We start from the raw sequence: 12,547 nt of genomic DNA, 5'->3' as shown, positions 1-12,547 counted from the left end.
CATGCTCACCGAGATCAATTTTGACGGCATCGTCGGCCCGACCCACAACTATGCAGGCCTCAGCCTCGGCAATCTCGCCTCGGCCCGGAACCTCGGCAAGGTCTCTGCCCCGCGCGCCGCAGCCCTGCAGGGCATCGCCAAGATGCGCGCGAACCTGGGCCGCGGGCTGGCGCAGGGCTTTTTCCTGCCCCAGCGCCGCCCCGATGCAGGTTGGCTGCCCCGGCTCGCGCCACGCCCGAAACGGCGAGCGCCACGCTCCGGGCCAATGCCCTCTCGGCCTCGTCGATGTGGGCCGCCAATGCCGCCACCGTCTCTCCCGCGCCCGACACCGCCGACGGTCGCTGCCATCTCACTGCGGCGAACCTCGTCACGATGCCGCACCGCAGCCACGAATGGCAGGAGACGCTGGCGCAGCTCCGAATCGCCTTCGCCAATGACGCGCATTTCGCCGTCCACGCCCCGGTGCCGCCCCCCTTCGGCGATGAAGGCGCCGCCAATCACATGCGCCTCTGCGCCCGCCACGATGCGCCGGGCGTGGAGGTCTTCGTCTACGGCGAGGCGGGCGGCCCGTTCCCCGCCCGCCAGCACCGTGAAGCCAGCGCCGCCGCTGCCCGCCGCCACGGCCTCGACCCGGAGCGCACGATCCTTGTCCTCCAGTCGGCCGAGGCCATCGCCGCCGGCGCCTTCCACAACGATGTCGTCGCGGTCGCCAACGAGCGCGTGCTGTTCACGCACGAACAGGCCTTCGCCGACCGCGAGGGCTTTTACGCCGACTTGCGCGCGAAGCTGCCGGAAGTGGAAATCGTCGAGGTCCCCGCAAGCGAGGTGAGCCTTGCCGATGCGATCCGCTCCTACCTGTTCAATGCCCAGCTGGTAACGCTGCCCTCGGGCGAGGCTGCGCTCGTGCTGCCCGGAGAAGCGCGGGAAACGCCGGCCGTGTGGGCCTGGCTGGAACGCCATGTCTCCGGCAACGGGCCGATCCGCCATCTCTTCGTCCATGACCTGCGCGAATCGATGGCCAATGGCGGCGGCCCCGCCTGCCTGCGCCTTCGCGTCGTCGCCGATCCCGCGGCGGTAGACCCGCGCTTCATGGCGACGCCTGAAAAGCTCGACCGCATCGAAGCCCTCGTCGCGCGCCTCTGGCCCGAACACATCGCCGTGGAAGACCTGTCGAACCCTGCCCTCTGGGCCGATTGCCTGTCCGCCCGCGCCGCACTCTGCAAGGAACTGGGGCTTGAGGAACTGGACCGGGATGCGTTCTGACACCTGACCCGTCACTGCCTTTTTTCCAGCCAGAAGCATCCGGCCGCGCGCGCAACCGGCGCTTTTCGCAACTGCACATTCCTGTTTTGCAATGGTTCCGCCGCACTCAGCCTTCATATTGTAAGGTATGGCCCTGATTTCAGAAACCGTTCGCTCTTCCCTTCTTCCCGATCCGATCCGCGCCGCGATCTTCGACATGGACGGCACCCTGCTCGATACCGAGGCCGCGCATGGCAGGGCTTTCGCGCAGACCGGCAAGGCGATGGGCTATCCGCTGGCCGAAGAACTGCAGGCCTCCATGGTCGGCATTCACCGCGATGGATCGCGCCGGCTGGTGGCGGACTTCATGGGGCCTGACTTTCCGCTCGACCGGTTCTTTGCGGAGAGCGACGCGGTGTTCGAAGCCATGCTCGAAGCCGGAATTCCGCTTCGTCCCGGTGCGGAAGTGATTCTGGCGCACTTCGCCAAGGCAGGCGTGCCGATGGCGATCGCCACGTCTTCCGAGGCGCCTTATGCGCAGCAGCGGCTGGAGAAGGCCGGGCTGCTCCACTATTTCGATGTCGTCGTCACCCGCAACGACGTGACGCAGGCAAAGCCTCATCCCGAACCCTATCTCCTGGCCGCCAGCCGTCTCGGCGTCGATCCGGCGCACTGCGTCGCCATCGAGGACAGCCCCGCGGGCGTTCGCTCGGCCACGGCGGCGGGGATCGCCACGGTCATGGTGCCCGATCTCCTGCCCGCGACCGAGGAACAGGCGCTGGTCTGCGCGCAGGTTCTGCCGAGCCTCCATGCACTGCGCGACCTGCTGCTGGCGCCTGCGGAAAGCTGATCCGGCCGCCGTCCCGGATCGAAATCCGGGGCGATGAATTGGGCCGTGCATAGCTGCGGTTCGCGCTGGACCCGCCCGGCCCGACATGGCTACGGGCGGGCGGATGAGCATCATCGCCACCATCATGAATTCGACCACCGGCCAGCCCATCCAGAAGATGACCTTCGGCCGCATGCCCAAGCCCTGGGCCAGCTTCAACCTCGCGAGCGGCGAACTCGTTACCGCGGACCGCGTCCATGTGGGCAAGCCCGCACCGGGCAAGTTCGCGGCTCCGGTCGAAGTCTGGGTCACGCCGAAGGCCTGATCCTTTTCGCAAACCCCGCCCTCAGGAGGGGCGAGCCGCCTGAACGTCGGGATGCGCCGCGGCGAAAGCCGGGTGCTCCCGGCAAGCCGCCTCGATCTGCGTCAGATGCGGAAAGGCCCCGAGATCGCAGGAAAATCGCCGCGCATTATAGAGCTGCGGCATAAGAACGCATTCGAACATGCCGGGCGCGCCGAGCAGGAACTCCCCCGCCCCGCGCTGCGCCAGCCGCGCCTCCACGCCCTCGAAAGTGCGGGCGATCCAGTGCCGATACCAGACATCGATCTCGTCCTGCGAATGGCCGAGGTCGTGTTTGAGGTAAGCCAGCACCGGCAGGTTGAGCGGTGCGTGAAGTTCGGTGGCGATCGCCATGGCCAGTTCGCGCACGGCGAAACGATCCTCGACATCGCGGGGGAGCAGCGGGCGGTCCGGGAACCGCTCGTCGAGCCATTCCAGGATCGCCATCGACTGCGCGTAGATGCGCCCGTCGACCTCCAGCGCCGGAACACCGCCGAAGGGATTCAGGCGGCGGTATTCCTCGGAGCGCTGCTCCGCGCCAAGCAGGTTCACTTCGACCTGCTCGTATTCCAACCCCTTGAGGGCCAGCGCAATCCGCAGGCGATAGCTGGTGGAGCTGCGCCAGTAGCCATGAAGCCGCACGCGATCAGGTCTCCGCCGCGATCTTCTCATGCAGCCACGCGGCATGGCGCGGCGCCTTGCGGGTACGCGACCACTCCTCCAGCATGTCATCCGCAACCGCCCTGAGGCTCGCCATCTGGCTGGAGGTGCCGAATTGCCAGGCCAGTTCGAGGCGGTGGCCGTTCGGATCGAAGAAATAGATCGACTTGAACACCCCGTGGTGGACCGGGCCCACCACTTCCAGCCCGCGCGCTTCGGCCCGCTGTTTGGCGCAAAGCAGACCTTCCTCGCTCTCGACCTTGAAGGCGATATGCTGGACCCAGGCCGGGGTCGCCTCGTCCCGGCCCATCTCGGGCGCGTTGGGCAGCTCGAAGAAAGCCAGCACGTTGCCGCCGCCGCAGTCGAGGAAGACATGCATGTAGGGATCGGGTGCGCCGGTGGAGGGCACCTTGTCCTCGGCAATGGCGAGCATGAAATCCATGCCCATCACATCGCGGTAGAAGTCCACGGTCTCCTTGGCGTCGCGGCAGCGGTAGGCGACATGGTGGATTCCGCCGAGAATGGGGGCCGGTTGGGGGCTCTGTTCAGTCATCTTCTCTCTCCGTACATCCGAAGTGGTGCGCCGCTCGTGCCTGGACAAGCTTCCACTTCGGCAGGGCTCGGAATGGGCGGGATGAGGTTTTCCTCTTCTCTCCCGCCCTTTCGGTAGTGCTCGCCTATTCCGCCGGTTCTTCCATCTCTCGGGCGGGGCTCTCGACAGGCTTCAGCACGCCGCGGCGGATCTGGTCGCGCTCCATGCTCTCGAACAGCGCCTTGAAGTTGCCGTTGCCGAAGCCGTCGTCGCCCTTGCGCTGGATGAATTCGAAGAACACCGGCCCCACCCGCGCTTCGGCGAAGATCTGGAGCAGGAGGCGCGGCTGGCCGCCGTCGGTCGTACCATCCAGCAGGATGCCCCGCGCCTTGAGTTCGTCTGCAGGCTCGCCGTGCCCGGGCAGGCGCTCGGCCAGCATCTCGTAATAGGTTTCCGGCGGCGCGGTCATGAAGGGCACGCCAAGCGACTTCAGACGATCCCATGCGCCGATGAGATCGTCGCAGATCAGGGCGATATGCTGGATGCCCTCACCGTTGAAGGCCCGGAGGAACTCATCGATCTGCCCCTTGCCGCCCTCGGCTTCCTCGTTGAGCGGGATGCGGATCTTGCCGTCCGGCGCGGTGAGCGCCTTGGAGGTCAGGCCGGTATATTCGCCCTTGATGTCGAAGTAGCGAATCTCGCGGAAATTGAAGAGCTTCTCGTAATAATCCGCCCAATAGGCCATGCGGCCGCCATAGACGTTGTGCGTGAGGTGATCGATCAGGTCGAACCCGGCGCCGACCGGATGACGGTCCACCCCGGGCAGATATTCGAAATCGATGTCATAGATCGACAGCGCGCCGTCGCTTTCCCCGTTTTCATCGATCCGCTCATAGCGGTCGATCAGGTAGATGATCGAATTGCCAATGCCGCGAATGCCGGGAAGGTGCAGTTCCATCGGGCCGGTCGCGACCTGGATCGGCTCGGCCGAACGCGCCAGAAGTTCGGCATAGGCAGCGCGGGCGTCCCTGACGCGGAATCCCATGCCGCAGGCGGAGGGACCGTGTTCGCGGCTGAAGAACCAGGCCGGGCTGTGCGGCTCGTAATTGGTGATGAAGTTGATGCCGCCCTGACGCCACAGCTCAACGTCCTTCGAACGGTGGCGGGCGATCTTCTTGAAGCCCATCGCTTCGAAAACCGGCTCCAGCACACCCTTCTCGGGTGCGGAGAATTCGACGAACTCGAATCCGTCGAGGCCGATGGGGTTGTCGAAGATGTCGGTCATGGGGTCAGTTCTCCGAAGGGGGTTTCGCCGGAAAGCAGGTCTCCGGCGGGAATGGGCGGCGCGGCGCGCCAGGTTTCGTAGACCGGGCCGAAGTCCAGCCCGACGAGGTCCTCGATCAGCTGCGGCAGGCTTTCGAGGACGAAATAGGTCTTCTGGAAGGAGTCGATCATGTAGCCCGTGCGCATGACGCGGACCGCATCGAACGGCAGGCGCAGGACCTCGCGATCCTCGATCGAATAGCGCGTCTCGCTGGACGAGGAGATGATCCCGGCGCCGAAGACCTTCAGCCCGCCATCCTCGCGCACCAGCCCGAACTCGATGGTGTACCAGTAGATCCGTGCCAGCATGTCGAGCGCGTCCATCGCCATCGCCCGCGTTCCGGCCTTGCCGTAAAGCTCCAGGAAATCGGCGATCGTCGGGTCCAGCAGCATCGGCACATGGCCGAAGAAATCATGGAACACGTCCGGCTCGACGAGGTAGTCCAGTTCATGTTCCTCCCGCAGCCAGCGCGTCACCGGGAAGCGGCGATGGGCGAGATGGTCGAAGAACACCGCATCGGGAATGAAACCGGGCACGCCGACAAGCTGCCAGCCGGTTTCAGGGCCGAGAATCGCATTGGCATCCTCGAAACGCGGAATACCCTCCGCACAGTCCAGCCGCGCGAGCCCTTCGCGGAAGGCCGCACAGGCATGCGTCGCCACCAGCGCCGATTGCCTCGCGTGGAGGCGGCGCCAGCGTTCGTGCATCTCCGGGGGGTAGGAATGCCAGTCCTGGCCGACGGTATAGTCGGCGGCGGCGCCTTCGTACTCTCCCCGAAGCCCGCTCGTGGATGTCTCTGTCGACGGCTTCTTCATTCTGGAGAGATTATCACAGGCCGCGCGCAAGATTCGTGCATTTGCACGCGCCGTCTTATGTCATAATAGCGGAATCCACCAGGAACCCGGATTTCTGAAGGGGAATCATGCAGCTCGACCTTTTCGACCGCAAGATCATCGCATCGCTACAGGAAGACGCGCGCATGGCGGTGGCGCAAGTGGCGGAACGCACCGCCCTTTCCGCCACGCCGGTAAGCCGCCGGATCAAGCGTCTGGAAGATGAAGGCGTCATCCTGGGCTATGCGCCGGTGCTCGACCCACGCAAGCTGGGCTTCGAGATCGAAGCCTATGTGCTCATCAACCTCAACGCCCATATCGACGAGAACATCACGCGCTTCGAACAGGCGATCCGCGACAATCCCTATGTCATCGCTTGCCACGCCGTGACGGGGGACATGGACTATCTGGTCCACATCATCGCCCGGGACGTGGAGCATCTCTCGCAGATCACGCTGAAGACGCTGGTTCGCATCCCCGGCGTGCGCGATGTGAAGTCGAGCATCGTGCTGGAGGCGATCAAGGAGCCCCGCACCCTTCCTCTCGAATAAGCGCCGCCGGACGGCACGGGGCCATCCGGCGATGTAGGCCCTAGTCGTAATCGATGGCCAGCTTGGTGGGCGCGCCGCGCCCTTCAAGGAAGTTCGCGAGGTTGCGGTGAAGGTTGATGACCTTCTGCTCCTGATGCGGATTGGGCAGCGGCCCGCGGAAGCCCGAAGACTTCATGCCCTTCTGCACGAACTCCATGTTCGAGAAGTCCTGAGCCAGCACCGAACCCCAGTTGTCGCCGGTCGGATCGGCATAGGTCCACTCCGTTTCCGGCACTTCGCCTTCGGGGAAGCGTTCCAGCGCATAGCTTTCGAAAATGCACTTGTTCGGATCGTCGCCATAGGGACGCACGCGGTAGCAGAGTGCGAAAGTCACCCCGTGCAAGATGTTCTGGTTGGGGAACAGGCCCCAGGCGAGCCCGGCCTCGGCCATGATCTCGGCCGGGACTTCCGGCCAGGCGACGCCCCGCGCGGCATCGTCGCGCTTGGCCGATGCCATCCAGTGCGCGATGACATCCTGCGCCGAGGTCCCCTCCGGCAGTTCGTCGACCAGGCGGCTGGCCGCGTTGACGAGTGTTTCCGTCGAGGCGGAGTAGTTCACCGTCTCGTAGTTTTCCTTGATCAGCTCGTACGTCGAGCGGCGCGGATCGTCGCCCTTGCCAGCGCGGGTGGTGCCGGCGCTTTCGCTCATCGCGAACTTGCTGTCGCGCGTGTCGTAGCTGGACACCGAGTGCAGCCCATACTGCTTCGAGAGCGCGTAGTAATTGCCGTAGGCCAGAAGCTGGGTATGGGTCCCGGCAACGTGATAGGGTTCCAGGAACGCCTCGATCGCGGTCTTCCAGTTGCAATCGTAGATGGCCCACTGGCGCCACTTGTAGCGCATCTTCGCGAGTTCGAAGTGATCGAGGATCTCGCCCGCGCGGCCCATCCATTCCTTCAGGGGAACGCAGTCCGGGTCCATGTTGATATAGATGAAGCCGCCCCAGGTATCGACTTGCACGTCCGACAGGCAGGTCATCTCCGGCGTGAGCTTGTTGTGCCAGTCCTGCGGGTCGAGAATGTAGGTGTTCTTCCCGTCGAGATCGAAGGTCCAGCCGTGGAAACCGCAAACGAAGCTGCGGCGATTGCTGCCGCGCACGTCGTGAGCACCTTCGGGAACGGAGACGAGCTGGCGGCCGCGGTGGGGGCAGACATTGTGGAAGGCCCGCAGCGAGCCGTCATCCCGGCGCAGGACGATGACCGATTCGTCCGCGACGTTATAGGTCATCCAGTCTCCCGGATTGGGAAGGTCGGTCTCCCGCTCGACCATTTGCCAGATCTTCGGCCACAGCAGCTTCTTCTCTGCCGCAAGGTATTCCTTCGAAAGGAAGGCATCGGTGGGGTAAGTGGCGAGGCGTTCCTCATCCATGTCCTTGGCGGTCAGCGTAGCCGACTGCGACTTGCCCGTCTCTTTCACGTGGCCTCTCCCGTTATCAACAGGTGTGTTCATTAAGCCATCGCACGAGGCAGTGCCAGCCGCCGCGCTGCCAAGCGCACGCCCGGGCGATACAACCATGGGAGATGCGCAGAAGGGGAGGGAACGCGGCGCGTCCCTCCCCTTCCACTTTTTCAGAGAGCGATGGCGAGGCGCGGATGTGCGCCCCGCCCTTCACTCACCCGGGCGTCATCACAGGGCGATGACGCGCCGTCGTCCTTGGTGATCGCCACGATCGCCGAACGCGGACGCACCGTCGCCGCCGGAGAGCCGGCCTGGCTATCCGGCCAGTGGCTGGACGGCGCGGCGGGCGTGCCGTTCTCGCCGGGATGCTGGATGCCGACGAAGAGCGTGCGCCCATCGGGCGTCATGTCGATGCCGGTGATCTCGCACTGGACCGGACCGACCAGGAAGCGGCGCAGGTTGGCGGCGGTCGCTGCCGCGCCGACGATAGTGGCCTGGGTTGCCGTGGCGCCGGCCGAGTCCTTGTTGGTGATGGTCTTCGCCCCGCCATCGCCGACATGGCCGGGGATCGCGGCGAGCAGCATGCAATTGGTGCGGTCCGTCATCGCACCGTCGTCGGTCTCGATCCAGAGCACAGGGTTGATCTGGCCCGCCGGATTGGTGCTGCGCGAGAAATAGCAGCCGTCCGGGCTGGAAAAGTCGTTGTCCACGGTGAGTCCGGAGACGTTGACGTTGGCGTCGCTGCCGTAATCGGTCGCATCGGCGCCGAACAGGTAGATATCCCACTTGAAGGTGAGCGATGCGGTATTGTCGCCATCTTCGCGCAGGCGGACGATGTGGCCGTTCGGATTGCCGTAGCTGGTCGAGGCCGAAAGGTTGGGATCGCCATAATGACGCGGATTGGCAGGATCGGTGCCGGCGAGCGGGCGACCGGCGGCATTGTTGTTGGTGAGCGTGAGATAGATTTCTCCCGTCACCGGGTTGCCTGCCGTCCATTCCGGCCGGTCCATCGGGGTTGCGCCCAAGGCGTCCGCGGCAAGGCGCGGATTGACGAGAATGTCGGCCTGGTCGGCAAAGACGTATTCCGGCGTGGAGCCGCTTGCCGGGCGGTTGGGAACCGAACCGAACACCAGCGGCAGCCACTGGCCCGTGCCGTCGGCACCGAACTTCGCGACGTAGAGGATACCGGCGTCGAGGTACTTGTCGCCCATGGCGAGGCGGCTGGTCGTCGAAGCATCGGCGGCGACATAGGTCGCCGTGGACACGAACTTGTAGAGGTATTCACGGCGCGAATCGTCGCCCATGTAGACGCCGACCTTTTGCCCGGCGACGGCACGCACGAAAGCGCCTTCATGGCCGAAACGCCCCAGCGCGGTGCGTTTGCGCGGCGTCGAGGTCGGATCGTAGGGATCGATTTCGACGACCCATCCGTACTGGTTGGGCTCGTTGCGGAAATCGTCCGAAGCGGCAGCGCCGATGGCGCTGGCGTTCCACTTGGTGAAGATCGTGTCGGTCGAGGCCACGGTCGACCAGGCGTAGCTGCCCACCGTGCTGGTCACGCCGTAGCGGGCCAGCGCCGTGACTTCCCGAACCGGTCTTGCGGCGTTGTCGGTGCTGACGCGGCGGAAATAGCCTGCCCAGTTTTCCTCGCAGGTGAGGTTGGTTCCCCAGGGCGCGATGCCGTTGGCGCAGTTGTTGATCGTTCCGCGTCCCGCGGTGCCGGCGGCAGAATAGGCGGTAACCAGCAGGGTCGAGCCGGCGGCGGGGCCGTGGAAGCTCATCGGCGTGTTCGGGGTAATGCGGCGATTGAACGCGCTGGTCGGCACATAGGACCACTTGCGGCTGCCGGCATCGATATATTCCGACACCGAGACACCGTGCGCCTCGATCTCCTTGAGCGCTTCCGCTGCAGGGCGGGGGCCGGTGGAGACGTTGGTGGGGCCGTTGGGATGCAGGTACTGGACGTTGAGGTTCTCGTGGTTCTGCACCATGAGCCCGCGCGTCGAGCTGGTTTCGTCACGTGCGCCGGCCGCCGAAAGCCCGAAGAAGTGCAGAGCATCGCCATGGTCGCCGATGCGCTGGGCGAAGTTGTCGTCCGTGCCGTCGTTGGCATAGGCGGAAACGCCGGTGGCGAGCGGATCGCCGAGGCGGGTCATCACCGTGACCGAATAGCCTGACGGCACCTTCACGGTATCTGCAAGGCTGTGAGGTACGGCAGCGAAGCCCAGCACCGCCGGCGACACGCGAATGGTCGTGGTGGCGGTGCGGGTCTTGCCGACGACGTCCTTGGCCGAGAACGTGAAGACCAGATCGGTCGCGGCGCTCACGGCGGGTGCGATGAAGGAGACCGACGAACCCGAGCCGGTCAGTTCGACATCGGGACCCGAGGTCTGCGCCCAGGCGGTGTCGAACCCGGCGTAACCGTTCGCCGGGCTGCCGGTGAGGTCACGACACGTCCGGCGCTGGTCGCGGCATTGGCGCCGGCGGTAACGGCCACGCCTTCGCCGTCGTCATCCCCGCAGGCGGCGAGCACGGCGGTGCCCATGAACGCCATGGTCGTTGCGCCTGCGCCCCGGAACAGGGCCTGCCGGCGCGAATAGCGCTCTGCCGCCATGCTTTCGAGCGAGCGCTCGGTGGTGGAATTGGTATCGACATCGCCATCGGTGTAACCGTTGGCGGGAAGCCCTTCAGTCATGGATTTGCCCCTGTTCCTGTAACATTCGCACAGGGGGTGCTAGGGGCGCTTCATGGCAATTGAGCGCAAGTTCGATGGCAGTTCAGTGTCTCTTTCACGACAACCGGACCGGAACGGATCCAATAGCCGCGCGAAGGCCGGACCTGCGGTTCAATCCGCGGAGGGATAGACTCCGCCGAGCACTTTATTGAAATGCGCAGCGACGTGATCGTTGCACGAACAGGCCTTGCTGCGCAGGCTCTCGCGGTCGGACACGGCGATGCCGCCACGGCGCGTGCGGACCAGCCCTTCCCGCTTGAAACGCTGGAGTACGCGGCTGGCATAGCTGCGACCGATCCCCATCATGGAGGCAAGCTGCTCCTGCGTCATCGTCACGTCGTTGCGGCCGATCCGGTCGACCGCGGCGCCGAGCCACTTGGCCGCGCGCTGTTCGATCGTGTGGACGGCATTGCAGGCGATCGACTGGAACACTTGCGCCATCATGCAGTCCGCATAACGCGAGAAAAGATTGCCGATCACCGGGGACTGGCGCTTCGCCTCGTCAAGCTGCCGCGTCGGGATGCGCCAGAACAGGCCGCCGTGAAGCACGTTGGCCCGGGCATAGGCGGGAAGGCTGCCCTGGCTGACCACTCCGCCAAGCGCGCCTTCGCGCCCCACCAGAATCGTTTCCACCGCGATGCCGCTGTCGAGCTCCACGAAGAACGAGCAGACCGAGGCCCCGCGCGGAAGATAGCAATACTCCACCGCATCGCCCGGCTGGTAGATCACCTCGCCGGATTTCATGCGCACTTCCGCAAGATGTGGTTGCAGCAGGGCGAAGTCCGCGGGCCTCAGCGCTGCGAGAAGATCGCTTTGCTCCTGGCTCGTCTGTAACTCCATTTTCATCGGCTCCCTGATCTGCCGTGATGCCTTTGCCGCGCGGACCCGGGCGGTAAGGGTCACAATGCGGCAGGTCGCTTGCGGTTCCCGCTTCAACCGTACAGAAGTGAACAGACGGCGCGCAGAGAGCTCGCTAAAGCGTTCCTGAGGAACATATCTCCAACGCAAGCGTTCTGCTGCCTTGGACGGGGGCAGTTCCGCAAAGACGGTCGCGCACCCATCCGCTTGCGACGATTCAATGTTAGGCGAATTTGAGAATGCGGACCGAGGACCTGACTTTCCAAGACACCGACCTGCCGACCGCGCTGCGCGCCGCCACGGCAGAGCTCGCAGGCTTCGACGCCTTCGCCCCTGCTTTCGCCCAGGCCTTCGCGCTCAGCGCGGATATCGTTATTGTTTCCGAAAGCGAAGCGCGTGGCTGACGGCATGCATCAGGTAAACCTTTCCACCTGCGACCTCGAACCGATCCACATCATCGGCCGCATCCAGAGCTTCGGCTGGCTTCTGTCGTTTTCGAGCGACTGGATCATCAATCACGTCTCTCTCAACTGCGAAACCCTGTTCGGCGTTGCGCCAGCCGACATGGTGGGCGTGCCCGCCACGCAGTTCCTCTCGCCCGAGGCGATGCACGACGTGCGCACGCGCCTCCAGGTTCTCGGCGGCGCCGCCACTGTAGAGCGCCTCTTCGAAGTGGACCTGCTTGGCGACGGACGGCTGTTCGACATGGCGGTCCATGCCTCCGGCCGATCCTATGTGCTGGAGATCGAACCGCATGAGGGCGGCGCCGCCGCGATTTCGTGAGCTACGTGCGCCCGATGATCGACCGTCTGCGCCAGTCCAGCTCGATCGAGCAACTCTGCGCCAGTGCTGCCCGGCACTTGCGCGGCCTCACCGGGTTCGACCGCGTGATGGTCTACCGCTTCGAGGGGGACGGGGCCGGCGAAGTCGTGGCCGAAAGCCTCAACGGCATGGTCGACAGCTTCAAGGGCCTGCATTTTCCCGCCTCCGACATTCCCGCCCAGGCACGCCGGCTCTACACCCGCAACCTGCTGCGCATTATCAGCGACGTGGACGACCCCACCGTGCCGATCTACCCGGCGACCGATCCGAACGGCGATCCGCTGGACCTGTCGATGTCGGGCCTGCGGGCGGTCTCTCCGATCCATGTCGAATACTTGCGGAACATGGGCGTGAAGGCGTCGATGTCGGTCTCGATCATGCGGCGCG

At 64.9% G+C, this 12,547-nt stretch carries 11 protein-coding genes and 3 pseudogenes; 7 read left to right on the top strand and 7 right to left on the bottom strand.

Features of this window, described 5'->3' with window-relative positions; translation table 11 throughout:
- Position 1 precedes the first annotated feature (1 nt).
- The 3 genes and pseudogenes from ADT71_RS18985 to ADT71_RS18975 all read left to right on the top strand — a co-directional run bounded on the left by ADT71_RS18985 (position 2) and on the right by ADT71_RS18975 (position 2,396).
- Positions 2–1,263, top strand: a pseudogene (locus tag ADT71_RS18985) (N-succinylarginine dihydrolase).
- Positions 1,264–1,390: 127 nt separating this feature from the next.
- Positions 1,391–2,092, top strand: coding sequence for an HAD family phosphatase (locus ADT71_RS18980; protein ID WP_054439304.1), 702 nt, complete (start codon positions 1,391–1,393; stop codon positions 2,090–2,092).
- A 103-nt stretch (positions 2,093–2,195) separates the two neighbouring features.
- A complete protein-coding gene (locus ADT71_RS18975; RefSeq protein WP_054439302.1) occupies positions 2,196–2,396 on the top strand; it encodes a hypothetical protein in 201 nt (66 codons plus the stop codon).
- Positions 2,397–2,417: 21 nt separating this feature from the next.
- Here the strand turns inward: ADT71_RS18975 and maiA are convergent, their stop codons facing one another.
- The 4 genes from maiA to phhA all read right to left on the bottom strand — a co-directional run bounded on the left by maiA (position 2,418) and on the right by phhA (position 5,742).
- The gene (gene maiA, locus ADT71_RS18970) at positions 2,418–3,053 is read right to left on the bottom strand and encodes a maleylacetoacetate isomerase (RefSeq protein WP_054439300.1); all 636 of its coding nucleotides are present in this window, start codon (positions 3,051–3,053) and stop codon (positions 2,418–2,420) included.
- A gap of 4 nt (positions 3,054–3,057) precedes the next feature.
- The gene (locus ADT71_RS18965) at positions 3,058–3,624 is read right to left on the bottom strand and encodes a VOC family protein (RefSeq protein ID WP_054439298.1); all 567 of its coding nucleotides are present in this window, start codon (positions 3,622–3,624) and stop codon (positions 3,058–3,060) included.
- A 124-nt stretch (positions 3,625–3,748) separates the two neighbouring features.
- The gene (gene hppD, locus ADT71_RS18960) at positions 3,749–4,888 is read right to left on the bottom strand and encodes a 4-hydroxyphenylpyruvate dioxygenase (RefSeq protein WP_054439296.1); all 1,140 of its coding nucleotides are present in this window, start codon (positions 4,886–4,888) and stop codon (positions 3,749–3,751) included.
- Positions 4,885–5,742, bottom strand: coding sequence for a phenylalanine 4-monooxygenase (gene phhA, locus ADT71_RS18955; RefSeq protein WP_054439294.1), 858 nt, complete (start codon positions 5,740–5,742; stop codon positions 4,885–4,887). The genes hppD and phhA overlap by 4 nt, the downstream gene beginning before the upstream one ends.
- A gap of 107 nt (positions 5,743–5,849) precedes the next feature.
- On the opposite strand from phhA, the gene ADT71_RS18950 reads away from it, so the two are divergent.
- Positions 5,850–6,311: an Lrp/AsnC family transcriptional regulator gene (locus tag ADT71_RS18950; protein ID WP_054439292.1), complete on the top strand. Its 462-nt coding sequence runs from the start codon at positions 5,850–5,852 to the stop codon at positions 6,309–6,311.
- A gap of 40 nt (positions 6,312–6,351) precedes the next feature.
- Here ADT71_RS18950 and ADT71_RS18945 read toward each other — a convergent pair whose 3' ends face one another.
- The 3 genes and pseudogenes from ADT71_RS18945 to ADT71_RS18935 all read right to left on the bottom strand — a co-directional run bounded on the left by ADT71_RS18945 (position 6,352) and on the right by ADT71_RS18935 (position 11,320).
- Complete coding sequence (locus ADT71_RS18945) at positions 6,352–7,716, bottom strand: SRPBCC family protein (protein WP_054439368.1); 1,365 nt, start codon at positions 7,714–7,716, stop codon at positions 6,352–6,354.
- Positions 7,717–7,991: 275 nt separating this feature from the next.
- Positions 7,992–10,441, bottom strand: a pseudogene (locus ADT71_RS18940) (alkaline phosphatase PhoX); the annotation flags it as partial.
- A gap of 150 nt (positions 10,442–10,591) precedes the next feature.
- Positions 10,592–11,320 carry a Crp/Fnr family transcriptional regulator gene (locus tag ADT71_RS18935; RefSeq protein WP_054439366.1) on the bottom strand — a complete coding sequence of 243 codons (729 nt, stop codon included), beginning with the start codon at positions 11,318–11,320 and terminating at the stop codon, positions 10,592–10,594.
- Positions 11,321–11,577: 257 nt separating this feature from the next.
- Between ADT71_RS18935 and ADT71_RS31535 the strand changes: the two genes are divergently transcribed.
- The 3 genes and pseudogenes from ADT71_RS31535 to ADT71_RS35895 all read left to right on the top strand — a co-directional run.
- Positions 11,578–11,742 carry a hypothetical protein gene (locus ADT71_RS31535; protein ID WP_156336691.1) on the top strand — a complete coding sequence of 55 codons (165 nt, stop codon included), beginning with the start codon at positions 11,578–11,580 and terminating at the stop codon, positions 11,740–11,742.
- Positions 11,735–12,121 (top strand): hypothetical protein, encoded by a 387-nt coding sequence (locus ADT71_RS34120; protein WP_231636039.1) that lies wholly within the window; start codon positions 11,735–11,737, stop codon positions 12,119–12,121. The genes ADT71_RS31535 and ADT71_RS34120 overlap by 8 nt, the downstream gene beginning before the upstream one ends.
- A gap of 14 nt (positions 12,122–12,135) precedes the next feature.
- A pseudogene (locus ADT71_RS35895) lies at positions 12,136–12,534 on the top strand (GAF domain-containing protein); the annotation flags it as partial.
- Positions 12,535–12,547: the final 13 nt, after the last annotated feature.

Source organism: Novosphingobium sp. ST904, from assembly GCF_001298105.1.
Classification (GTDB): Bacteria; Pseudomonadota; Alphaproteobacteria; order Sphingomonadales; family Sphingomonadaceae; genus Novosphingobium.
The sequence above is the reverse complement of the archived record's forward strand: the minus strand, read 5'-3'. Positions and strand labels throughout refer to the sequence as shown.

Bases quoted from the DNA above. Each gene is read 5' to 3' on its own strand.
- ADT71_RS18980 (WP_054439304.1), top strand. From the start codon at position 1,391: ATGGCCCTGATTTCAGAAACCGTTCGCTCTTCCCTTCTTCCCGATCCG.
- ADT71_RS18945 (WP_054439368.1), bottom strand. From the start codon at position 7,716: ATGGATGAGGAACGCCTCGCCACTTACCCCACCGATGCCTTCCTTTCG.
- ADT71_RS18935 (WP_054439366.1), bottom strand. From the start codon at position 11,320: ATGGAGTTACAGACGAGCCAGGAGCAAAGCGATCTTCTCGCAGCGCTG.
- ADT71_RS18950 (WP_054439292.1), top strand. From the start codon at position 5,850: ATGCAGCTCGACCTTTTCGACCGCAAGATCATCGCATCGCTACAGGAA.
- ADT71_RS31535 (WP_156336691.1), top strand. From the start codon at position 11,578: ATGCGGACCGAGGACCTGACTTTCCAAGACACCGACCTGCCGACCGCG.
- ADT71_RS18965 (WP_054439298.1), bottom strand. From the start codon at position 3,624: ATGACTGAACAGAGCCCCCAACCGGCCCCCATTCTCGGCGGAATCCAC.
- ADT71_RS18975 (WP_054439302.1), top strand. From the start codon at position 2,196: ATGAGCATCATCGCCACCATCATGAATTCGACCACCGGCCAGCCCATC.
- hppD (WP_054439296.1), bottom strand. From the start codon at position 4,888: ATGACCGACATCTTCGACAACCCCATCGGCCTCGACGGATTCGAGTTC.
- phhA (WP_054439294.1), bottom strand. From the start codon at position 5,742: ATGAAGAAGCCGTCGACAGAGACATCCACGAGCGGGCTTCGGGGAGAG.